25 protein-coding genes are annotated in these 23,312 nt (G+C 39.4%); all 25 read left to right on the top strand.

Features of this window, described 5'->3' with window-relative positions; genetic code table 11:
• The first annotated feature begins 45 nt into the window (after positions 1-45).
• The 25 genes from IRJ18_RS06500 to IRJ18_RS06380 all read left to right on the top strand — a co-directional run bounded on the left by IRJ18_RS06500 (position 46) and on the right by IRJ18_RS06380 (position 23,300).
• Complete coding sequence (locus IRJ18_RS06500; RefSeq protein ID WP_194105380.1) at positions 46-666, top strand: alpha-1,2-fucosyltransferase; 621 nt, start codon at positions 46-48, stop codon at positions 664-666.
• Positions 660-1,592 (top strand): hypothetical protein, encoded by a 933-nt coding sequence (locus IRJ18_RS06495; protein WP_194105379.1) that lies wholly within the window; start codon positions 660-662, stop codon positions 1,590-1,592. The genes IRJ18_RS06500 and IRJ18_RS06495 overlap by 7 nt, the downstream gene beginning before the upstream one ends.
• Positions 1,592-2,203 carry an acyltransferase gene (locus tag IRJ18_RS06490; RefSeq protein ID WP_194105378.1) on the top strand — a complete coding sequence of 204 codons (612 nt, stop codon included), beginning with the start codon at positions 1,592-1,594 and terminating at the stop codon, positions 2,201-2,203. The genes IRJ18_RS06495 and IRJ18_RS06490 overlap by 1 nt, the downstream gene beginning before the upstream one ends.
• Positions 2,204-2,240: 37 nt before the next feature.
• The gene (locus IRJ18_RS06485) at positions 2,241-3,077 is read left to right on the top strand and encodes a class I SAM-dependent methyltransferase (RefSeq protein WP_194105377.1); all 837 of its coding nucleotides are present in this window, start codon (positions 2,241-2,243) and stop codon (positions 3,075-3,077) included.
• On the top strand, positions 3,074-4,093 hold the full coding sequence (locus tag IRJ18_RS06480; protein ID WP_194105376.1) for a glycosyl transferase: 1,020 nt from the start codon (positions 3,074-3,076) through the stop codon (positions 4,091-4,093). Before IRJ18_RS06485 ends, IRJ18_RS06480 begins: the two co-directional genes overlap by 4 nt.
• Positions 4,094-4,245: 152 nt before the next feature.
• Entirely contained in the window at positions 4,246-5,274 is a 1,029-nt protein-coding gene (locus IRJ18_RS21275) for an acyltransferase family protein (protein ID WP_194105375.1), read from the top strand.
• The gene (locus IRJ18_RS06470; protein ID WP_194105374.1) at positions 5,275-6,210 is read left to right on the top strand and encodes a glycosyltransferase; all 936 of its coding nucleotides are present in this window, start codon (positions 5,275-5,277) and stop codon (positions 6,208-6,210) included. It begins immediately after the preceding gene.
• Position 6,211: 1 nt separating this feature from the next.
• Positions 6,212-7,135, top strand: coding sequence for a glycosyltransferase family 2 protein (locus IRJ18_RS06465; RefSeq protein WP_194105373.1), 924 nt, complete (start codon positions 6,212-6,214; stop codon positions 7,133-7,135).
• Positions 7,132-8,148: a glycosyltransferase family 2 protein gene (locus IRJ18_RS06460; RefSeq protein WP_194105372.1), complete on the top strand. Its 1,017-nt coding sequence runs from the start codon at positions 7,132-7,134 to the stop codon at positions 8,146-8,148. Before IRJ18_RS06465 ends, IRJ18_RS06460 begins: the two co-directional genes overlap by 4 nt.
• 65 nt (positions 8,149-8,213) lie before the next feature.
• Positions 8,214-8,843, top strand: coding sequence for a hypothetical protein (locus tag IRJ18_RS06455; RefSeq protein WP_194105371.1), 630 nt, complete (start codon positions 8,214-8,216; stop codon positions 8,841-8,843).
• Complete coding sequence (locus IRJ18_RS06450) at positions 8,843-9,829, top strand: glycosyltransferase (RefSeq protein WP_194105370.1); 987 nt, start codon at positions 8,843-8,845, stop codon at positions 9,827-9,829. The genes IRJ18_RS06455 and IRJ18_RS06450 overlap by 1 nt, the downstream gene beginning before the upstream one ends.
• Before the next feature lie 22 nt (positions 9,830-9,851).
• Positions 9,852-10,988 carry a dTDP-4-amino-4,6-dideoxygalactose transaminase gene (gene rffA, locus IRJ18_RS06445; RefSeq protein ID WP_194105369.1) on the top strand — a complete coding sequence of 379 codons (1,137 nt, stop codon included), beginning with the start codon at positions 9,852-9,854 and terminating at the stop codon, positions 10,986-10,988.
• Between the two features lies 1 nt (position 10,989).
• On the top strand, positions 10,990-12,012 hold the full coding sequence (locus IRJ18_RS06440; protein ID WP_194105368.1) for a glycosyltransferase: 1,023 nt from the start codon (positions 10,990-10,992) through the stop codon (positions 12,010-12,012).
• Positions 12,013-12,067: 55 nt separating this feature from the next.
• On the top strand, positions 12,068-13,093 hold the full coding sequence (locus tag IRJ18_RS06435) for a glycosyltransferase (protein WP_194105367.1): 1,026 nt from the start codon (positions 12,068-12,070) through the stop codon (positions 13,091-13,093).
• A complete protein-coding gene (locus IRJ18_RS06430; RefSeq protein WP_194105366.1) occupies positions 13,083-14,303 on the top strand; it encodes a glycosyltransferase family protein in 1,221 nt (406 codons plus the stop codon). The genes IRJ18_RS06435 and IRJ18_RS06430 overlap by 11 nt, the downstream gene beginning before the upstream one ends.
• Positions 14,300-15,592, top strand: a complete 1,293-nt coding sequence (locus tag IRJ18_RS06425; RefSeq protein ID WP_228072587.1) for a glycosyltransferase — start codon at positions 14,300-14,302, stop codon at positions 15,590-15,592. Before IRJ18_RS06430 ends, IRJ18_RS06425 begins: the two co-directional genes overlap by 4 nt.
• Positions 15,589-16,212: a class I SAM-dependent methyltransferase gene (locus IRJ18_RS06420; RefSeq protein ID WP_194105365.1), complete on the top strand. Its 624-nt coding sequence runs from the start codon at positions 15,589-15,591 to the stop codon at positions 16,210-16,212. Before IRJ18_RS06425 ends, IRJ18_RS06420 begins: the two co-directional genes overlap by 4 nt.
• A complete protein-coding gene (locus tag IRJ18_RS06415; RefSeq protein ID WP_194105364.1) occupies positions 16,209-17,366 on the top strand; it encodes a glycosyltransferase family 4 protein in 1,158 nt (385 codons plus the stop codon). Before IRJ18_RS06420 ends, IRJ18_RS06415 begins: the two co-directional genes overlap by 4 nt.
• Entirely contained in the window at positions 17,353-18,207 is an 855-nt protein-coding gene (locus IRJ18_RS06410) for an FkbM family methyltransferase (RefSeq protein WP_194105363.1), read from the top strand. The genes IRJ18_RS06415 and IRJ18_RS06410 overlap by 14 nt, the downstream gene beginning before the upstream one ends.
• The gene (locus IRJ18_RS06405) at positions 18,200-19,612 is read left to right on the top strand and encodes an exosortase Y-associated Wzy-like protein (RefSeq protein WP_194105362.1); all 1,413 of its coding nucleotides are present in this window, start codon (positions 18,200-18,202) and stop codon (positions 19,610-19,612) included. Before IRJ18_RS06410 ends, IRJ18_RS06405 begins: the two co-directional genes overlap by 8 nt.
• On the top strand, positions 19,609-20,742 hold the full coding sequence (locus IRJ18_RS06400; protein WP_194105361.1) for an XrtY-associated glycosyltransferase XYAG1: 1,134 nt from the start codon (positions 19,609-19,611) through the stop codon (positions 20,740-20,742). The genes IRJ18_RS06405 and IRJ18_RS06400 overlap by 4 nt, the downstream gene beginning before the upstream one ends.
• Positions 20,735-21,355: a class I SAM-dependent methyltransferase gene (locus IRJ18_RS06395; RefSeq protein WP_194105360.1), complete on the top strand. Its 621-nt coding sequence runs from the start codon at positions 20,735-20,737 to the stop codon at positions 21,353-21,355. Before IRJ18_RS06400 ends, IRJ18_RS06395 begins: the two co-directional genes overlap by 8 nt.
• Positions 21,352-22,227, top strand: coding sequence for a glycosyltransferase family 2 protein (locus tag IRJ18_RS06390; protein WP_194105359.1), 876 nt, complete (start codon positions 21,352-21,354; stop codon positions 22,225-22,227). Before IRJ18_RS06395 ends, IRJ18_RS06390 begins: the two co-directional genes overlap by 4 nt.
• Positions 22,208-22,762 carry an exosortase Y gene (gene xrtY / locus IRJ18_RS06385; RefSeq protein WP_194105358.1) on the top strand — a complete coding sequence of 185 codons (555 nt, stop codon included), beginning with the start codon at positions 22,208-22,210 and terminating at the stop codon, positions 22,760-22,762. Before IRJ18_RS06390 ends, xrtY begins: the two co-directional genes overlap by 20 nt.
• Positions 22,749-23,300, top strand: a complete 552-nt coding sequence (locus IRJ18_RS06380) for a WcaF family extracellular polysaccharide biosynthesis acetyltransferase (protein ID WP_194105357.1) — start codon at positions 22,749-22,751, stop codon at positions 23,298-23,300. Before xrtY ends, IRJ18_RS06380 begins: the two co-directional genes overlap by 14 nt.
• Positions 23,301-23,312 lie beyond the last annotated feature (12 nt).

Raw genomic sequence — 23,312 nt, 5'->3', positions numbered from 1 at the left:
TATAAAAATTTATTTAGCTATTATTTAAAAAATGCGTTTTATACCATGCTAAAAAGATCACATGGGCTTAAGATATCAAAATTTAGCAGTACAATTGCCCCAGGCGAAGTATTGGAAAAACTTGACGACGGTGCGCTATACGATGGTTTTTTCCAATCATTACAGTATTGGGGAACATATACAGCAGATATTGCCCGGCTGTTTACTATTCAACCACGTTACAAGCAGCAATATGATCTAATTGCTAAGGACCTACCCATAGATAAAACGATCATTGTTATACATATCAGACGCGGAGATTATTTGAACCATAACTTCAATTTGCCCGACAGCTATTACCACAATGCTATAAAGGCAATGAAAATTACCAATCCTTTTTATGTGTTTATATCCGACGATACCGAATATGTTAAAAAAGAATTTGAATACCTGTCCAACAAATACATCTCTGAGAACAATGAAATAATCGATTTGCAGTTATTACAAAACGCCGATGTTTGTATCCTATCTAACAGTTCGTTCAGTTGGTGGGGTGCGTGGTTAAATAATAAAGCCGGTAAAACAGTGTATGCACCTAAAAACTGGCTTGGGTTTCGGGAAGGCACAGAATACCCGGCAGGCATTATGAGCAACTTGAACTATAATTTTATAAGCATTGAATGCTAACAACTCCAGTTTTATTTATAGTTTATAAACGACTGGATACCACAACCAAGGTATTTAATGCTATAAAAGCAGCCAGGCCAGCAAAGTTATTTGTAGCTGCAGATGGCCCTAAAAATGCTGATGAAGAAGAGCGTTGCCGGCTTGTCAGAGATATAGCGACGCAGGTAGACTGGCCTTGTGAATTGCACACACTGTTTCATAATAGGAATATTGGCGTAGCACGCGGGGGCTTTGAGGCCATCACCTGGTTTTTTAACAATGTGGAACAGGGTATTATATTGGAAGATGATTGTTTGCCCGATATTTCCTTTTTTGAATTTTGTGAAATCCTTTTAAATAAATATGTATATGACCATTCCATATTCGCTATCTCTGGTACTAATTTATTAAATGAAGGGTGGCTGTCTAACAAACAATCTTATCATTTTGGGCATGGCGGTGTGTGGGGGTGGGCTACATGGCGACGGGCATGGCAATTGTATGATTTTGACATGCCGGATTGGAAGGATAAAACGAACCAGAAAAAAATACGCAAGGCCATGGGTAATACTAACTGGTTTGATATATATTATAAGGATTTGTACCAGTGGGCTTATGATAAAGAGATTGGAGCCTGGGATCTCCAATGGCTACATTGTATTTTTAATAATGGTGGACGCATGATTAACCCATCTGTAAACCTGGTTAAAAATATAGGCTTTGGGCCCGAGGCAAGTAACACTGTAGGTGCTGATAGCCCTTACGCTACGTTGGAGTTGAAGCAAATGACATTCCCTTTAAAAGACCCCAAAAAAATAAAAATCGACAAAAAATATTTGCGCGCTACTTTTAAATATGTTTTCGAACACAATAAATCTTTGGAAAGAAAGCTAAAATCGTGGATAAGGTTATATTTAAACAGATTTAAGAATATTAAAACACACTAATGCTCAAACTGTTAAGAAATATTGCAAAAGCTTGCTTCCCTGAATACTTTGAGAGAAAAAGGATCCGGCTGCTTAACGCAATTATTGGGGCCGGTGCCGTGATTTATAAAAGTGCCATAATTAGCAATACAAATAAAAAAGACGCTGTTAAAATAGGCGCGGGCAGTCATATCGCAGGCATGTTAGTTAACTGTGATAAAGGGAAAATAAGCATTGGCGAACGATCATTTATAGGCGAAGACAGCAGGATATATGCTGTATTAAATATAACTATTGGCGATAATGTGCAAATAGCGCATAATGTAAATATTTACGATAGCAACATTCATTCTTTAAACCCTAAAAAAAGGCAACAGGAATTTATCGTTAATACTACACAGGGGTTTACACAAATTAATGATTGGCGTGAACAGGAAGTTATTATTAACAATAATGTTTGGATAGGTGCCGGTTCCTTTATTATGAAGGGAGTTAGTATTGGCGAAAATACCATAATTGGTGCTGGCAGCGTCGTACTAAAAAGCCTCCCTCCTAATGTGGTGGCGGCTGGTAATCCCTCCAAAATAATTAAACCGCTCGATCAGGAAGATCAAAATCAGATACCTGATTAGCGCCACGCATGATAATGGATCGTTTAAAAGTTAAAAGATGAAAAACAAGCTTCCATATTTAAATTTAGGCTGCGGAGGTCATTTTGACAAACGGTGGACAAACATTGATTTTTTTAAAACCGGAGAAGGCGTTATAGCCCACAATTTACTAAAAGGAATACCATCTGCTGATAATAGCTTTGAAGTGGTATACCATTCACACGTGCTGGAACATTTTTCAAAAAAAGACGCTATAAAGTTTATCAGTGAATGCTACAGGGTATTGGGCAACAACGGAATAATAAGAATTGCGGTACCTGATCTTGAACAAATTGTGCACCATTATACGCGCCTATTGGCTTTGGGTAAAGCCAATCTGGGCAATCCCGCAATAAGGGCGGATTATGAATGGATAATGACAGAGATGTATGATCAGACGGTGCGGAATAATTGGGGTGGCGAAATGCTTAATATATTAACGAGTAAAGATTTGCCTAATGAAAAATTTATATATAGCCGCATAGGTACTGAAGGCAGAATGATAAGAGAAAGTATAATAACGCAACAAAACCCGGTAACAAGAAAACCCGGCAGCATAATAAAGAAGGCATTATCGCTAAACAGCTTTAAGCAACTATTTTTTAAAATAATTTTAGGTTCTGATTATCAATTGTATAGGATTGGAAAATTCAGAAGATCAGGCGAAATACATCAATGGATGTATGACAGTTATTCGTTAACAAATCTGTTGACCGACGCGGGCTTTAAAAATATCGAAGTAAAGACGTTTGATACCAGTGCTATTGCTAACTGGCGCCAGTATGGCTTAGATGAAATGGACGGAAAAGCAAGGAAACCCGATTCCCTTTTTGTAGAAGCCATAAAGTTATCATGATAAATTTCTGTACGCTTTTTAACACTAATTATTTGGCTAAAGGCCTGGCATTGCATCAATCGCTGGTTGATAGTTGCGCGTCGTTTCATCTCTATATGTTCGCATATGATGATGAAACATATCAAATCTTATCAAACAGCACGCTAACAAATGCTACTATTATACCATTGTTTGAGATTGAAAATGAATTACTTTTAGAAGTAAAAAAAACGCGCTCAACGTCTGAATACTGCTGGACCTGTAAGCCGTTTATTGTAAAATATTGCTTTACAGAATACAAAATCCCTAATTGTATATATATTGATGCTGATACTTTCTTTTATAATGACGCATCGATATTATTAGCTGAAATGGGGGACTGTTCTGTATTAATTACCCCTCATAACTATTATAGTTTATACAATCAGAGTTCCAGCTCGGGAATATATTGCGCACAATTGATTGGGTTTAAAAATACAAAAGATGGACTTACTGTATTGGAATGGTGGATGCAAGCTTGCTTGCGGTGGTGTTATTCCTATTATGAAGATGGAAAATGGGCTGATCAGAAATACCTCGACTCGTGGCCTTATATGTTTAACGGCGTACATATATGCCGAAATATTGGTGCAGGCGTGGCCCCATGGAATCTTTTAAACCACCCCTTAAGCGGAAATGGCAAACAATTAATGGTGAAAGATACCCCTTTGATTTTTTATCATTTTCATGATTTGCTGTATTTATCCAACAATACCTGGTGCATAGGGGGGTATGAAACCCCCGAACATGCACTTACTGAAATATATCAGCCTTATATAAAAACCCTACTAAGTATTGACAGGGAAATTAAAAAACAACACCCGGAAATTGACAGCCTGAATACTAAGGATGTGAATAAGATCAATACATTAAGTGGTAAATATAAACTTGGGATGTATGTTTTAGGTTTAAAAGCAGCATCCAAGCAATTTATTACCGCGCTTTTATTTTCAGATAGAAGAAGGCATTATAAAAACAATTATATCAGGATAGAATAATGGGCTACTTAACAGATCTGACAACTTTTACCGGTACCCGCGGTAACCTTGCGGTAACTGAAAGATCAATACCTAAGTTTACCGATGGCCTTTTTTCATAGCGAAAACGAGATAGGCTATGTTTGCGAAATGGTTAATGCCTTTAACTTTTAATGAAACGATTACCATCATTAGACGGTTTGAGGGCAGTATCTGTTATTTTAGTTCTCCTTTTTCATGCTGTACTTTCTAAAGATTTTCCAGCGCAATTAAAACCATTTGCCAAGTTCGGAGACGTGGGGGTGACCATATTTTTTGTAATAAGTGGGTTTTTAATAACTTATTTGCTTTTAACCGAGTATGAAAACAACGGCAAAATTAATTTAAAACGCTTTTACATAAGGCGTGCGTTCCGCATATTGCCCGTGTTTTTATTGTATACAGGCTTTATAGTGATCTGGAAAAACTTTGAAAACATATTTGTAACTACAAGTAACTTGTTACATGTAGTTACTTTCACGGTGAATTTTGACGTTAAAAAAAGCTGGTTTACCGGTCATTTTTGGTCGCTCTCTATAGAAGAGCAATTCTATTTATTTTTGCCGGCGCTGCTTGTTTTTTATAGAAAAAGGGTCATACCCATCATCGCGTGCATTTTGGTTTATTCATGTATAACCAGGGTTATCAGTTATAAATTCGCGCCGTTAGGCAATTATTTCCTTGCTCCATTTTTTGATTATGCGGATGCATTGTTTATTGGTGTTTTGGCAGGAATCTATTACCAAAAAAATCCAGCAATAGTTAATTATAAGATTTTCAGCAACGTCATAATTCAATTATTTGCCGTTATATTAATAGCCTTATTTAAGTATACAGCAAGTACAGGCCATTTGGCTATCATTTCACTACCATTTGGCAATACCATTATTTCATTGTGTATCATATTTTTAATTATAAGCAGCATTAACCCTGATAATAAAAATATGTACAAAGTATTGAACAGTAAACTCTTTATCCATATTGGAATTTTATCATATAGTATTTACGTGTGGCAAGAATTCTTTTTTGTTGGCGAGTTTATGCCTTTTTGGCGAATGTTTCCTTTCAATATGGTATGTATATACTTTGTATCATTATGTTCCTATTATTTGTGGGAGCAACCGTTCTTAAAAATGAAACGATCGTTTAAGACTATTAATTAATTGGAAATTATAAACCCACTACCGGCATACAGGGAAGCTTTTATTATTAAGGGGGTACAATTGCCTTTAATGCAGGTACCTTATAAACATACCGGCCTGCTGGCAGAGTTGCCTGTTAACAACATTAACATCGGCTGGCCGTGGCAAACAGAAGTTGATCCGGCTGCCTACCTTGCCGAAATAAATTGGCCAAAACTTACCATTGTAATCCCCTCCTTTAATCAGGGCAAGTTTATAGAACATGCCATAAGATCGGTACTATTACAAAATTACCCGCATGTTGAATTAATTATTATGGATGGCGGCAGCACCGACGAAACCAATAATATATTAAATAAATATGCCAAATGGATAAGCTACACACAAAATGAAAAGGATAACGGGCAGGGACATGGAATTAACCTTGGCTTTAGCATGGCAAGCGGCAGCTATTATGGGTGGCTAAATAGCGATGATTTTTATAATCAAAATGCTTTTTTAGTATTGGCAACGGAAATATTAAAATCTGGTAAGGATTTTTATTATGGCGACGGATTAACGGTAAATGAAGATAATTCTATCCAAACCTATTGGCAGGCACATTTAGTTTGGGATATGTTTTTAAGGTATGGCGGGCTTATAGCCTCCCATTCTGCTTTTTGGAAAAATAAGGTACATCAACCTATATGGGAAAAAATGAACTGTAATGTAGATGGCGAATTATGGCTCAGGTTAGTAAAGGGCGTTTCCAAAAAACATATTCGTTTCGCACTGGGATCTATAAGGCAGCATGGGGATACAAAATCTGCAAATGATGGTTTCAACAGTAAATGGCAGCAAGACGATCAAAATATTGAAAGTATTTATGGTAAGCCACCAGGCATGCATTCGGCTAAAACATACTTTTACAGGTTTGTGCAAAATCTGTTCACTTTTTACAACAAATTATTAAGGTAGGTTGAAGATTGCCATACTTATCCCATGTTATAATGCTGCCGGCTTTTTACATAAGCTGTTTGAAGGAATTAATGCGCAAACTACAGCATTTGATGAGATAATTTGTTACGACGATTGCAGCACCGATAATACTGCCGATATTGCCCGGCAATTGGGTGCCAAAGTAATTACAGGTAAAGTAAATTGTGGCGCAGCCTATGCCCGCAACCGCCTTATTGAAGCAACAACTTGTAACTGGATACATTTTCATGATGCAGATGATTTAATACATCCTGAATTTGTAAAAGTAATGAGCACTCATGTTGAAAATGAACAGGTGCAATTGTTATGCAATACCCGGGTTTACGATCTTCAGGATACCGAAGGTCGCAATTGGATCATTAGTTATTCAGAGTTAAAAAGCAGCATTGACCAGGTTAGTTATTTTTTAAACAACGTGGGCTTCGCCAGCATGGGGTTATATTCAAAATCTGCCCTAACTCAAGTAAGTGGATTTGACCAGTCTTTACGGGGAAATGAAGACCCCGACCTACATATAAGGCTGGCAAACGCCGGGTTTAAAATAAAATGTGTTGATCAATTTTTAGTTGAAAAAGTTGAGCATCCCGATTCTTTCTCGCATCAAAATTGGTTTAGATGCATGCACGATAAACTAAAATGCCTGCAAAAATATGGTATTTTATTGCCCCCAAAATATTTTAACATACTTGGAGAACAGGCGGCTATATTATCAAATTACTTCTATCGTGAAAATGACCCGGCATTAAGTTTGCAAGCCAGGCAGTTGGCATATCAAATGAACGTGAAGCGAATTAAAACATCCAAATTTTCAAGTTTTATATCGGCCATGTTTGGTGTAACAACTTATTTATGGATTTATAGAAGACGGATGGATATTAAAAAATTAACAAAAAAAGCATTTTGAAATACCCGTTGGTCTCTATAATAATTCCTGTATATAATGCTGAAAAATTTATCGAGGCAAGTTTGCGTTGTGCCCTAAATCAAACATGGCCAAATGTTGAAGTAATTGTAGTCGATGACGGCTCAACAGACAACTCTTTAGCCATAATAAATAGTTTTACTGATAAGCGCGTTATTGTAATTAACCAAAAAAATCAAGGTGCCAGTACTGCTAAGCAAGTGGGCCTAAACAATGTCAGCGGCGATTATATTCAGTATTTGGATGCTGATGACCTGATCGCTGAAAACAAAATCGAAAAACAAGTTAATGCATTAATCAATAATCACAATAAGATTGCCATTTGCAAAACCGCGCATTTTTTTACCGGCGATGACCCATACACAAAAAACATAGCTGAAAAGGATGATTTCTTAAAAAATTTTCATGATTCGCCTTTGCAGTTTCTTATCAATATGTATGGCGGGTATACCCTTCTGGGTAACATGATCCAGCCTAATTCTTTCCTAACCCCGCGAAACTTAATTGAAAAAGCAGGCCCATGGAACGAAAATTTGACGCTTGATGACGATGGTGAATACTTTTGCCGGGTTATATTGCAGTCTGAAGGGATCATATATCAACCGGATGTGCTGAATTATTATCGGAAGTATCATAACTATCTTTCATTGTCTGGTGCTAAAAATAAACAGGCTTTAATAAGTCAGGTAACAAGTGTATGGCTAAAGCATCAGCATTTACTTGCCCTTGCCTCGGATACTAAAGATATTGAAGCAATACATAACGCCACGAACAAGAATCTGAGCGAAATATTAGTTAATAATTACTTTGAGGAGCCAGCAATACGAGGCTTAATAATTGATTATAAAAAGCTCCTTAATCCTATCTTATTCCCTGCTTACACTAATATTGGAAGCAATTTACTGAATACTATATCGAAGGTGTTTGGCTGGAAAACAGCAAAATTTTTGCAGTATAACTACACAAAGCTAAAAAAGATCGGCCATTTGCAATGATAGCGATTGTCACATCAACATTAATACCAAACGGCGCCTACTCGTATTACAGTAATGCCGAACGCATGCAACAAACAGTGGAAACCATTATAAGGTTATCAGCACTTCCGCTATCATCTATTTACTTGTTTGATAACTCGACAAATAAAGTTGATTTTTCTGAAATATTACAAGTTAATAAGGAGATTAAAATTTTTAGTTCCCCCCAATTTACTTTTGAAAATAAGGGTTTAAATGAAGCTTTGCTTATTCTAAACTGTATACATGACCTACCAGTCCACACTCCCATATTCAAAATAAGCGGAAGATACTTTCCTAATGAGAATTTCGGTTTACCAGATGATAATTTGTTCGGGAAATATGATTTTGCAGGGTTTGGTAAAGAGTTTGACCGTGCCGTACCATATTTCAGTACCAGGGCATATTTTGTAAAAAATAAATCGGTATTGCAATCCCTGCTTGTTTTAGCAATTGAAGAAATGCTTTCTTATTCCAACGGCATTCATGGCATCAAAAGCCTGTTCATATCAATAAAAAAGAAATTCAAAAAATCAATTGGTACTGACTATCAACTGTCTTTAGAGCAAGCCTTTGGCCGTATATTAAAACATAAGCAAAATGTGATGCTTTTAAAAGCAATAAATATAGAAGGATACATTGCCGGTTCAGACTTTAAAGAGTTTATAAAAGAATAATGGCCCCGTTAAACATATTTTACCAGGAACCCGACCCAGACCGTTGGCTACCATTAGACCGCTACCCGCGTAAACTGATCCGGCGTTTGGTTAGGGGTAAAGCGAAACCCGGGGGGGTAATGATGGTGGCGTTAAACCTGATGCAAGGTTTGGATAAATTGAATATCCCTTATCGTTTTAACGATTTTAAGTATATTAAACAACACCCCGAAGAAACTGCCTGTATAATTGGAAAGCCACAGGTACTTTTCGAAAGGGAGTGGAAAAACCCCATAGTTTTTGGTGCTGGTATATTCTCCCATCCCGTTGAATGTCCCGATCTGCTAACGCGGTATCCTAATATTAAGCGGGTGCTTGTCCCCGGCAACTGGATGCAAAAAATGTTCGAACCCTATTACGGCAATAAAGTAACAGCCTGGCCAACGGGAATAGATACGGAAAAATGGGCACCTGTAACTCGGAGTGAGGAAAAACCTGTCGACTTTCTTATCTATGATAAAATAAGGTGGGAGCGCGACAAATACGTGTCCCAACTGCTTAACCCGATTTTGGATACGCTGAATAATCAATCGTTAAAATATACCATACTGCAATATGGCGCTTATACCCCAACCGATCTGCAACAAGCTTTAGCGCAATCAAAGGCTGCTATATTTTTGTGCAAGCACGAAACCCAGGGGCTGGCCTATCAGCAAATATTGTCATCCGGTTTACCGATACTGGCCTGGGATATTGGCGGATATTGGCAAGACCCTTATTATTATCCTGAAATTAAATATGGCCCCGTAAGTTCGGTACCTTATTGGGATGACAGGTGCGGTTTGAAATTTGCATCCGTTAACGAATTCGAGGGCCGTTTGCACGAATTTATGAGTTTAAAAAACAAAGGATTATTTAGCCCACGGAAATATATCCTTGAAAATTTAACAATTGAAAAATGCGCTGCTGATTATATAAACATTGTGCAGGCTACCAAAGCGTATTAATATGTACGCTTCCTTATAACCTATGATCCCATTTAATAAGCCGCATTTAACCGGTAAAGAAACTGAATATGTTAACGATGCTATTAATAGCGGTAAAATAGCGGGCGATGGTAAATACACCAAAGCCTGCGAAGCGTTTTTTGAAAAAAGATACGGTTTCGCAAAAACTTATCTAACCACATCCTGCACACATGCTATCGAGTTAGCCGCTTTGTTAATTGATATTAAAACCGGCGATGAGGTGATCATACCCTCCTACACTTTTGTATCGTCTGCCAATCCATTTATTTTGCGGGGGGCTAAAGTGGTGTTTGTGGATAGCAGTGCAAAATCGCCCAGTATGGATGTAGATTTGGTTGAAAGCCTGATCACCCCGTTCACCAAGGCGATTTTAGCAGTGCATTACGGTGGCATACCTTGCGATATAAAAAAGCTGCGTACTATTGCCGATAAGCATAACCTATTTTTAATAGTAGATGCCGCGCAAACTTTAGATAGCTATTATCATGATAAGCCGGTTGGCAGTTTTGGGCATTTAAGTGCCTTTTCATTTCACGAGACAAAAAACATTACCTGTGGTGAAGGTGGGCTATTGGTAATAAACGATGAACGTTTTATAGAAAGGGCCGAGATATTGCGGGAAAAAGGCACCAACCGGTCATCATTTATACGTGGTAAAGTAAGCCGGTATAATTGGGTTGATGCAGGCTCGTCATACATCCCTTCAGATATATTGGCGGCTTATTTGCTTGCCCAATTAGAATGTATAGATGAAATACAACAGAGGAGATTAGCTATCTGGAAAAAATACTACCTGTTACTTAACACACTTCAAACCCAGAAGAAAATTAAACTACCCTACCTTCCTGAAGGGATAAAACATAACGCGCACACCTTTTATTTTATTTGTGATTCGCTGCAAATACGGCAAAATTTTATAACCTTTATGAGCCAGAATGGTGTGCAGGTGCAGTTCCATTATATGTGTTTGCATAATAGCCCGTTTTATAAAGATCAGCATGGCGACCGGGAGCTTCCCATGGCCGATCATTATCAAAACTGCCTGGTTAGACTGCCTCTATTTTATGACATGACTGAAGATGATGTAGAAACAGTAACGAAATTAACACTTCGTTTCTTTAATACACCTAAAACCTGATATGAGGATATTATTGTTGATGGACCCTTTTATACCAGTACCTCCCATACATTATGGTGGTATAGAACGTATTGTTTACGATATCGCGAATCAATACGTAAAAATGGGCCATAACGTAACTATTGTGGCTGGCCCAAATTCACAATCTCCCGACAGGCTGATCACCTATGGAAAAAATGGCGATGTTACTGCGGCTATCAATATTTCAAATCTTAAACAAGTACGGGCAATATTAAAAAAAGAAATAAGCAGGCATGATGTGATCCATAACTTTGGCAGGCTGGCTTATCTGATCCCGTTCATTAAAACAGATATACGTAAGGTGCAATCGTACCTGCGGCAGGTTACCCGTCGTAATATTAAAATAGCCGACATGATGCAGCCGAATAATTTGGTATATACGGCCGTTTCTGAAGCAATTAAGGAATTGGGACAAACAAAAAACAGCGATTGGCGGACCATTTATAATTGTACGCCCATTGCCCAGTTTACTTACCGCCCGGATACACCGCCTGATAGTTACCTGGCTTTTGTGGGAAGGTTTGAAAGATGCAAGGGCTTGCATAATGCTATAAAAGTAGCAAAAGCCACAGGCCGGCAGTTAATTGTTGCTGGTTATATTTCTGACATATCGGTTGAAAAAAAATATTTTGAACGTGAAATAAAACCATATATCGATGGCGAGCAGATAAAATGGATCGGCACGGTTGATAATGCCCAGCGTAATGAATTGCTTGGCAACGCAGCCGCGCTGCTTGCCCCTGTAGAGTGGCTGGAACCTTTCCCGGTGATATTACCCGAGGCTTATGCTTGCGGGACACCGGTTTTAGGCTTTAATATGGGCGGTATACCTGAGGGTATCGATCAGGGGATAACAGGTTATATCAGCAATAATGTTGAAGAAATGATCGCCGATGTTAGCCGTATCGATAAACTTAATAGGGAAGCCTGCCGTATAAAAGCCGAGAATTATTACAGTGACCAGAAAATTGCGAGTGACTATCTGGATGTATATAAACTATAAGATATATATTTTTTGACCGCTTGATTATATCAGGCACCCCTAATAACCCCTATTAATGAAGATACTGTTGATCATGGATCCCGGTATACCCGTTCCGCCTAAATTTTACGGCGGGCACGAACGATTGGTATATCTTTTTGCTGAAGAATATCAGCGAATGGGCCATGATGTAACCCTGCTGGCCGGTCCCGACTCACACTGCAGCGGCCAGACAATAACTTTTGGCATCAATTCGCTTAAACGTTCGGGTATACAAAAACTGAAGGAGATATTTTTTGTATGGAAGTTTTTGTTGAAAAACCATTCCGAATTTGATTTGATACACAATTTTGGCAGGCTGCTTTATTTGTTACCTATAGTAAATTCCGCATCAAATAAAATAATGACTTATGGCAGAAGGGTTACCCCTTTTGGAATCAGATGCATTAACCTGCTGCCCAATAAAAATTTAATTTTCACAGCGTGCAGCGATTTTTGCGTTGCTACAGGCAATGTGGCAGGCCATTGGGAAACGGTTTATAATAGCATTGATTTTGAAAATTATCAGTTAATTAACCAGGTTAAAGATGATGCACCACTGCTATTCTTCAGCAGGCTGGATAAAATAAAAGGGCCGCACATTGCTATAGATGTAGCAAAAAGAACTGGCAACAAACTGATAATAGCCGGCAATATCCCAACAACTCCTGACAATATAGCTTATTACGAAAAAATGGTGTTACCACATATTGATAATGAGCAGATAGTGTATGTTGGCGCTTTAAACGACATGCAAAAAAACGAGTATTTGGGTAACGCCAAAGGGATGCTTTTTCCGCTAAGCGGCGATGAGGCATTTGGTTTGGTAATGATCGAGGCCATGGCTTGCGGTACACCCGTAATAGCGTTTAATCATGCCGCCGCCCCTGAAGTTATTGATGAAGGCATATCGGGTTTTATTGTAAATGATATAGAAGAAATGACCGATGCCGTAGGTAAGCTATCCTCAATTGACAGGACCCAATGCGGGAATATAGCCCGGGAAAGGTTTAATGTAACCAGTATAGCACACAAGTACCTCAGCTTGTTTAATGCAAAATAAAAAACATGTAGTTTTAGTTTCATCCGGCCAGCCATCCTTAAATCCAAGGTTAGTAAAAGAAGCTGATTCTTTGGCCCAAGCGGGTTTTAAAGTCACTGTACTATATGCTTACTGGAACGCATGGGGAACACAACTGGATAAGGAGTTGCTAAAAACAAAGCAATGGCAGGCAGTGCGTACCGGCGGGGACCCTGAAACCAAAACATTCACTTATTTACTAACCAGAATTTTATTCAAAATAAGCAACTGGTTTACCCGCTTAACAGGCAGCATGCTAATGGCTGAAGTGGCTATAGCCCGTAACAGCCTGTTTTTGATAAAAAAAACAAAAACCATCAGGGCTGATTTATACATTGGCCATTATCCCGGTGCATTAGCGGCTGTAGTTAAAGCCGCAAAAAAGCATCATAAGCCTTGCGGGTTCGATGCTGAAGACTTTCACAGGAAAGAAGTTAACGATAACGAAAACAGCTACGATTACAAGCTAAAATCATATATCGAAAATAAGTACATCCCCCAAGTGAATTACCTGTCTGCCAGTAGTGTGCAAATAGGTATTGCTTATCATACTATTTTTAAAAAAACGCAGCCGGTTGTTTTAAATAATGTTTTTCCAAAAAGCACCCTGAATGTAACCAACCTGGTTTTGAATGATGAACAGCCGGTGAAATTATTTTGGTTTTCGCAAGTTATCGGCCCCAATCGCGGTTTGGAGTACCTGTGCAAAGCGCTGAATTTAACAGCTATAAGTTTCGAAGTGCATTTGCTGGGCTACTGCGATAGTGATTATAAAACAAAACTGCAAGCTGCATATAGCAATATTACCTTTCATCCCCCAACCCACCCTGATAATATTATTGAATTTGCATCGCAATTTGATATTGGACTGGCGCTGGAAATAGGCTTCTCAGTTAATAACAATCTTGCTTTAAGTAATAAAATATTCACCTATATGCAGGCTGGTTTAGCAATAATTGCCAGCAATACCGAAGCGCAGGAATATTTATTAAAACAACATCCGGCAATTGGGAAAGTATATGATAACTCCGATATCGAAACCTTGGCATCAGCGCTGGTTTATTACCATCAGAACAGAAACGAGTTGTTATTAGCGCGTCAGGCTGCATTACAGCTCGCCCATCAGGAATATAACTGGGAAAACGAAAGTCAAAAATTCCTGGCGATAGTAAAAAAAACGTTAGCTGATTGAAACGGGCACTGATCATTTCTCCGTATTTTCCTCCAACCAACGCGGCCGATATGCAGCGCGTGCGCATGAGCCTGCCCTATTTTACAGATTTTGGCTGGGATGCTGAAGTGGTTACGGTTGATGAACAATATGCCAACCTGGCTAAAGATGATCTATTGCTGCAAAGTATCCCGCCTGGTATTAAGGTACATCGGGTAAAAGCTTTAAATCCGATATTAGCAAAACTACTGGGGATGGGCGGCATCTCGTTACGATCGTTATGGTATTACCGCAAAAAGGTAAGCCAGCTTTTAAAAAATGGCCATTACGACCTGGTTTATTTCTCGACCACCCAATTTCCTGTTTGCATTTTAGGGCCTTATTGGAAAAAACATTACGGTGTGCCTTATGTAATTGATATGCAGGACCCCTGGCATTCTGATTATTACCAGGATAAACCTAAAGACCAGCGGCCGGCAAAATATTGGTTCTCGTACCGTTTAAATAAATACCTTGAACCTAAGGCTATTAAACAAGCTGACGGGTTGATCAGTGTATCCCAGGCTTATATCGATACTTTAAAACAGCGATATATGGCTATAAAAAACATTCCGGCAGCAACCATTACTTTCGGTTTTTTAGAACGTGACCTGGAAATAGCGCAACAAAACAAGGCTGCTTTTCCGCCATTGTTAGACGAAAAATATATTAACATTGTTTACGTTGGTCGTGGCGGCGCCGATATGCATAAAGCGATTATACCTGTGTTCCAAGCCTTGCAGCATGGATTAAAAACCAATCAGGAACTATTTAGCAGGTTAAAATTCTATTTTATCGGTACCAGCTATATAGCATCAGCAGCCAACAAACAAGCAATAAAACTACTGGCGCAAAATTATGGGGTGCAGGACCAGGTAGTGGAGATTACTGAAAGGGTTAGTTATTATCATACCTTATCTACCCTTCAACAAGCGGATGCACTTTTTATTCCCGGTTCAGATGATGCGCAATATACCGCGTCGAAAATATATGCCTATATGTTAGCGAAGAAGCCCTTATTAGCTATCTTTCATCCCGATAGCAATGCAGTTGGTATCCTAAAAAAATGCACCGGGCATGCTATTGTTTTAACCTTAGGCGATGATACGGCTAAAGTAAATGGCATGCTGAATAAAACTTTAGAAAATTGGGCAAATCGGCTGTTTGAACCTATTAACCTTACCAAAGAAATTGAAGATTATAATGCTAAAACCCTTACCGGTAAACAGTGCGAGTTATTTAACCGCGTATTAACCAATGTGAGCAGATGAGATATGTACAATATGGTTGCGGCTTTACTGCGCCGGACGGCTGGATAAACTACGATGCATCGCCAACATTAAAGTTTGAGCGCATGCCATTATTAGGTAAGTTATACACCCGAAATAATCAACGTTTTCCCGCCAGTGTTAAATATGGCGATATTGTAGTCGGCCTGCCCGAAAAGCCCGATAGTTGCGATGGTATTTATTGTTCGCACGTATTGGAACATTTAAGTTATAACGATTTTATAAAAGCCTTAAAAAACACCTATACCCTTTTAAAACCCGGTGGTATATTCCGTGGTGTGGTGCCCGATCTGAAAGCTGCGGTTACAGATTACATGCAAGCGCAGGACACCTCGCCATCGCCCGCCAGCGACCTGATGAACAATACCATGCTGGGTGTAGTTGACCGTAACCGGGGCCTGGGTGGTTTATTTAAAAACCTGTACGGTAACTCAAAGCATCTGTGGATGTGGGATTACCGGTCATTACAACATGAATTGCAACAGGCCGGGTTCAAAAACATCAGGCCCTGTGTTTTCGGCGATTGTGCCGACCCAAATTTTTCATTGGTTGAAGAAGAAAGCCGCTTTTATAAAGCAGCAGCTTTTGAATGTACAAAATGAAGCGACTGGCTATCGTTACAACCCATCCCATACAATATTATGCCCCGGTGTTTAAGCTGTTAAACCATCGCGGCATTATCAGTATAAAAATTTTTTATACCTGGGGTGATAGCGCTATAAACAAACACGATCCCGGTTTTAACCGGCAAATTGAATGGGATATACCTTTGTTGGATGGGTATGATTATGAATGGGTAAAGAACACATCTGCACAACCCGGCTCTCACCATTTTAACGGGATAGTGAACCCCGAACTGATCCAGCAGATCAACTTATACAAAGCCGATGCCGTGTTAGTATTTGGCTGGGCTTATCATAGCCACTTAAAAGTGCTGCGTTATTTTAAAAACAAAGTACCGGTATATTTCAGGGGAGATTCAACGCTGTTAGATCAGCAAACGGGCATCCGTTCCGTATTAAAAAGCCTCTTTTTAAAGTGGGTATACCGGCATATCGATCATGCTTTTTATGTGGGCACAAATAACAGGGCATACTTTAAAAAATATGGTTTAGGGGATGAACAGCTAAGCTTTGCCCCGCACGCGGTTGATAACGACAGGTTTGCCATAAACCATGATACCGAAGCAGCAGCATTACGTAAAAGTTTAAACATACCGGCTGATGCCGTATTGATATTATTTGCAGGTAAACTGGAGGACAAAAAAGCACCTGAATTATTGTTAAATGCTTTTATAAGATTGAATACGCCAGACACACATTTACTGTTTGCAGGTAACGGCCCACTGGAAATAGTATTAAAGCAAAAAGCAGGATCAAACCCTAATATTCACTTTACCGATTTTAAAAATCAAAGCCAAATGCCGGTACTATACCAGGCTTGCGATATTTTTTGCCTGCCATCAAAAGGCCCTGATGAAACCTGGGGGCTGGCAGTTAACGAGGCTATGGCATGCAGCAAGGCGGTCATCATATCAGATAAATGCGGTTGCGCAATTGATTTGGTAACAGAAAACAATGGCATCATTTTCAAAAGTGAAAATATTGACGAAATAACCTTAGGTTTAAAAAAAATGATAACTAACGGTAATTTGCTGACTGAAATGGGCAAAACATCGGGCTTGAAGATAAAAGACTGGGATTTTGAGCATATTGCTGCTGCAATTGAAACTAAACTGATAAATGAAAAGAGCTGATCGTATAAAACTGGACTTTACCCGTAACTGGCGGCTGCCCGGTAAAGAAAGGTTGGCTAACCTGCTAAAAACATCGGCAGATTTAAAAGTATCGCTGCAAAACGGGATAGTGTGGTTAACCGATGAAGATATTGCCATACACACCACTGCCGATAATTATATTGAATACGCCATATTAAGCACAGGTACTTACGAAGCGGAAATAGGCAAACTGATACGTACATGTTTAAAACCAGGATATGTGGCGCTGGATATTGGGGCTAATATTGGCTTGCAAAGCATCCGGATGTCGCAATGCTGCGGTGATGAAGGCATCGTACTTGCTTTTGAACCGTTGAACTATCTTCAGGAAAAATTCAGGAAAAATATCGCGTTAAACAATTGTACCAATGTTAAACTGCTCCCATTCGCGTTGTCGGATAATGAAACTGTTATCGATATAACAATTAATGAGAATAATTGGAATCAGGGCACCTTTAGTCTTAACCATACCACTGGTGGTGATAAAAAGCAGCAATTAACCGTAAAAATTGGGGATAAGGTTGAAGAAATTGAAAAGTTAGCTAAACTACACCTGGTAAAAATTGATGTTGAGGGATTTGAATTTCATGTTTTACGCGGCCTTAAAGCAACACTGCAAAAACACAGGCCACGTTTAATATTTGAATATGATAGTAATTACTGGTCGGCAACTCATCAGCAAATTACTGCCTGTTATGATTTTTTAATTGAACTTGGCTATACAGTATATCAAATAACGCAGGTAGGTTGCGAATTAATAAAAGGCGCTGCGTATATAACCAATGGTAACCTGTTTTGCTTGCCAGTAAATAATGCATAAACAAATATCGTACGAACGGCTGTTAGTGCTTTACATCCCCTGGGCGCTGGCTTCATTGCTTAGTAGTGATGCTGTACTTTCCTATTTCATTGCATGGCTGGGCTCATTTTTAATTTTTTGGGCTACGCTTACCGGCTGGGTAAAACCCCTCCCCACCGATCTTAGATTTGGGGAACAATTAATGCGGCCGCTTATACTGGTGCAGATAATTTTTGCCGGTTATATGTGTTGCACCTCCATATTTTATTTAATGGATACACTCGGCTACACTTATTTTGAAAAACCAAGCTCTTATTTTTTGCTTGACGAAAACCGGTTGTTCGCAGTAGCCCAATGTCAGCGGTATTATTTACTTGCCCACACTGCCTTTGTTTCGGGGATACTGGTATTTATGAAATACCCTGAAAAGCAAAAATTTATGTATGATAACAGCCGCATTATCAGCCTGTTGTTTTATATGGCGATAATTACCTTTCCCTTATACTTGTTATTTAACAAACTGCCGGGCTTATCGCAATTTTCCAACCAGTTCAGTTCGTTAAGCTTTATAGCGGTTACACTTGCCCTGGCATTCGCCATACCCGAAAAAAAGGTGTTGAATACGCTTATTTGCCTTTTTTTATACTTCTCAAACTTTTACAGTGCTTTAATATCCGGTTTTAAAGAACCTATCATTATCAGTGTTCTGGTATTGGGTATATTCTTATACCCAAACTACAAAAAAGTAGTATTGCTAACCTTTATCCCGTTGCTTTTTGTATTGTTTTTATTATTGCCTACTTATGCCCGTATTTTCCGGGAAAATGCCTGGGAAGGCATAACTTCCGAAGATGAAGCCGCGCAATTGGCCTTAAATTCAGCCTTGGGTAATGATCCTGATTCGGAATTGGATAGCACCAATTGGGGGTTTATGGTGTATCGTTTAAGCGAAATAGATATGTTCATTAAATTTGTGCAATCTACCCCCGAAAAGGTTGATTACTATGGCTTTGACCTTGTAAAGCAATCAGCAATTGTTATCGTCCCCCGCATTTTTTGGCCATCCAAACCCAGCACTGAGGAATTAGTAATGGAACGGGTATACGATGCCGGGGTAATTTACCGTGGGTCCAGGGTTTCTGCCAAGCCCGCTTATGTGGTAGATGCTTATTTATCCGGAGGGCAGCTTGGCATATTTATAGCCCTGTTTATTTATGGGGCCATAGCGCAATTAATTTCTCAAAAAGCCGAGCAGTTATTTGGGGGGTATTTATTGGGTACTGCGCTTATTTTTTCTGGCTTATTCCAAATATTTTGGCGCGGGCTTAGCTTTGAATTTATTGCGAATACCGTGTTCTGGAGTTTTGTTACTATGCTTATTATCCATTACATATTGAAAACTAAAAATATCATCCAAAAAGCTTGAAGATATTACAAGTTAATGCTTCCTATAAACCAGCTTATATTTATGGCGGCCCAACCATGTCGGTTTCTAAATTAAGTGAAGTATTGGGAAGGATGGGCAATAGCGTCAGGGTTTTCACAACTACGGCAAATGGCCAAACTGAATTACCTGTACATACACGCGAAACAGTATTGGTTGATGGCGTACAGGTAAATTACTTTCCGCGTATCACAAAAGATCACAGTCATTTTTCGCCGGGCCTGTTACGGGCGGTGTGGAAGCAGGTAAAACAGTTTGATGTAGTGCATATTCACGCGTGGTGGAATTTGGTGTCAGTACTAACCTGCCTGATAGCGGTGATACGCAAAGTACCGGTGGTTTTATCTCCCAGGGGTACCTTAAGCAGCTATTCATTTCACAATAAAAACGCTCTTGTTAAACGATGCATCCATAGTTTATTGGGCAAACCTTTATTAAACAAATGCTTTGTACATGTTACCTCAACGCACGAAGCAGAAGCAATTGCTCAATTAATCAGGCCCAGGCAAATTATTAATATTCCTAATTTTATTGAGCTGGGGAACACTGCCTATTGGGACGATAGCCGGAACGACGATGTGCTAAAACTTTTATTCTTTTCGCGGATAGAAGAGAAAAAAGGGCTGGATATACTGATCAGGTCGCTCACCAACATATCAGTACCCTATCACCTTACTATAGCCGGTAATGGCGAAGCGGATTATATTGAAACGCTGAAACAACTTGGTATTCAAAATGGCGTGTCGGCAAATATGAGCTGGATAGGTTTTCAGGGCGAAAACAAATTTAATATTATGGCACAAGCCGATGTGTTAGTATTACCTTCGTACGATGAAAACTTTGGCAATGTGGTGATTGAAAGCCTTAGCGTGGGCACCGCAGTATTAGTTAGCGAACATGTAGGACTGGCTGCTTATGTTGCGGAAAATAATTTTGGCTGGATATGCAAAACTGAACCGGATTCCATTGCGCAGACGATAAATCGTATCGATAAAGGCACCCTTAAAGCAATTAGGCAACGCGCGCGCCAGAAAATCCTACAGGATTTCAATGAAGCTGAATTAGCAAAGCAATATATTAGTATGTACCAGCAAATTACACATCATGGCTGATTACCAGGATTATGGATATAACAATGCCGAAGCAAGCCATGCTTTTGCTTATCTGCATACGCCTTTACTATCATTGCTGGATAAAAATAAAAACACCTGCCTATTAGATGTTGGTTGTGGTAACGGGCATTTAGTAAACTATCTTTTATCATTAGGGTACAATGCCTATGGCACCGACGCATCTGAAAAGGGTATAGCCATAGCGCGACAAACAAATGCTGAAAGGTTTTTTGTGCAGGACCTGTCATCCGATGAATTACCGGCGCAGTTACAGGGGTTACATATCGATACTATTACCGCTGTTGAAGTTATAGAGCACTTATACAATCCCGAAGCGTTTGTTAATTTTTGTAAAAATAATTTAGCGCCTGGCGGCGAGCTTATCATCTCTACCCCCTATCACGGTTATTGGAAAAATTTAATGCTGGCTTTATTTAATAAGTGGGACAGCCATGCCAACCCTTTATGGCTGGGTGGGCATATCAAACTATGGTCGGCAGCTACGCTGAGCCGCCTTTTAACTGATGCCGGATTTAAGGTAATTGCATTTAAAGGCTGTGGGCGTATCCCTTATTTTTGGAAATCGATGATCATAAAAGCGCAGCTGGTTTGAACACGGAATTCTCCTTCATTATTTTAACTTTTAACGAAGAAATGCACCTTCCTCGGTTGCTGCAGTCAATTACTGAATTGCAGGCGCCTGTATTTGTGCTGGATTCAGGCAGCACCGACCGTACTGTTGAACTTGCCGAAAGCTATGGTGCAATAGTGCAGCAACATGCTTTTGAAAACCATCCTAAACAATGGCACCATGCTTTAAAAACATTTGCCATCACAACGCCATGGGTAATATGCCTTGATGCCGACCAAATGGTTACCCCCGAGCTTAAACAAAAATTAATGTCCTTTAGGTCATCGGAAGTTTCGGGATACGATGGGATCTATTTTAACCGGAAGTTTATTTTTAAGGATAGGTGGGTAAAGCACGGTGGTTATTTTCCATTCTACCTATTAAAAATGTTTAAATACGGGGTTGGTTATTCCGATCTGCAGGAAAATATGGACCACCGTTTTGTGGTACCCGGCAAAACTTTAATATGGAAAGACGGACACATTATTGAAGAGAACTACAAAGAGAACGATATTAGTTTTTGGATAGCCAAACACAACCGTTATAGCGACTTGCTGGCACAGGAAGAAGTAGAGCGCATGAAAAACCTGCGCACCCAAAGTGTACAGCCTAAATTCAACGGTTCGCCCGATGAGCGCACGGCCTGGTTAAAAAGGTTATGGTGGCAAACACCCAGGTACATAAGGCCATTTTTATATTTTACTCACCGGTTTATTTTTAAGTTTGGCTTTTTAGATGGCCGGACTGGCCGGATGTTTCACTTTATGCAGGGCTTTTGGTTTAGGATGGTGGTCGACATTAAAATTGGTGAACTTTTAAATAAGGAAAATAATAATGCCGGCTCAAAAAAATAAAGAACCCATAAGGTTTGTTGTTACGTTCCTTGTACTGTTCTTGGTCTTTTATTATTTCAATATTGTATTTTTTGGGTTAACATCACCGGGCCGTCATTACAACGGTTTTTTAGCAAATAACCTTAACTATATCGATTGGCTTCGCTGGGTGCTGTTAAAATGCAGTGCAATAATATTACACCTGTTTGGTTATACAGCCATTACTAATAAATACGAACTATTGGTAGCCGGCAAAGGGATAATAAAGCTGGTATACACTTGCCTTGGTTTAGGGGTAATGAGTTTTTTCGCGGCATTTGTAATTGCTTACCCCAAACCGTTAAAACCTAAGTTGGTCTTCCTGATTGGCGGGCTTTTAAGCATACAATTTTTAAATGTGGTACGATTTGTAATCCTGGCCTTGTTTTGGGATAAACGGAACAGCCAGGTAATTGACCATCATACACTTTTTAATATTTTCATTTATATAGCTATCGTTGTAAGTCTGTATTTTTGGACCAAGCCATTAACAACAAAACATAATGCCGCAAACTGACCTTTCATTATATACAAACCCGGAGTATAACCCCGGCGGCAATGGGCTTAAACGGTTAATATGGCTATATATAAATGCCTTGATCTTTAAAACCAGCCTGGTGCCGGTCAGTGCTGTAAAAAGGGGATTATTACGCTTATTTGGGGCACGCATAGCTAAAGGAGTAGTTATAAAACCCTGTGTAAATATTAAATATCCGTGGAACTTATCCATAGGCCAAAATGCATGGATTGGTGAGGGGGTTTGGCTGGATAGCTTAGTGCTTATCAATATCGGCGCCAATGCCTGCATTTCGCAAGGCGCCATGTTATTAACCGGTAGCCACGATTATAAAAAGCAAACATTTAACCTAATAACCGGCACCATTACGCTGGCCGATGGCGTATGGATTGGTGGTGGGGCTATCGTTAACCAGGGGGTTATCGCCGAATCGCACTCGGTGTTAACTGCCGGGTCGGTAGCCAATAAAAACCTGGATGCATATGGCATTTACCAGGGTAACCCTGCGGTGAAGATGCGCGAGCGGGTTATTAATTAATTTATAACTATA

It is taken from the genome of Mucilaginibacter boryungensis (assembly GCF_015221995.1).
Lineage (GTDB): Bacteria > Bacteroidota > Bacteroidia > Sphingobacteriales > Sphingobacteriaceae > Mucilaginibacter > Mucilaginibacter boryungensis.
This window is presented reverse-complemented; position numbering and strand designations above follow the sequence as displayed.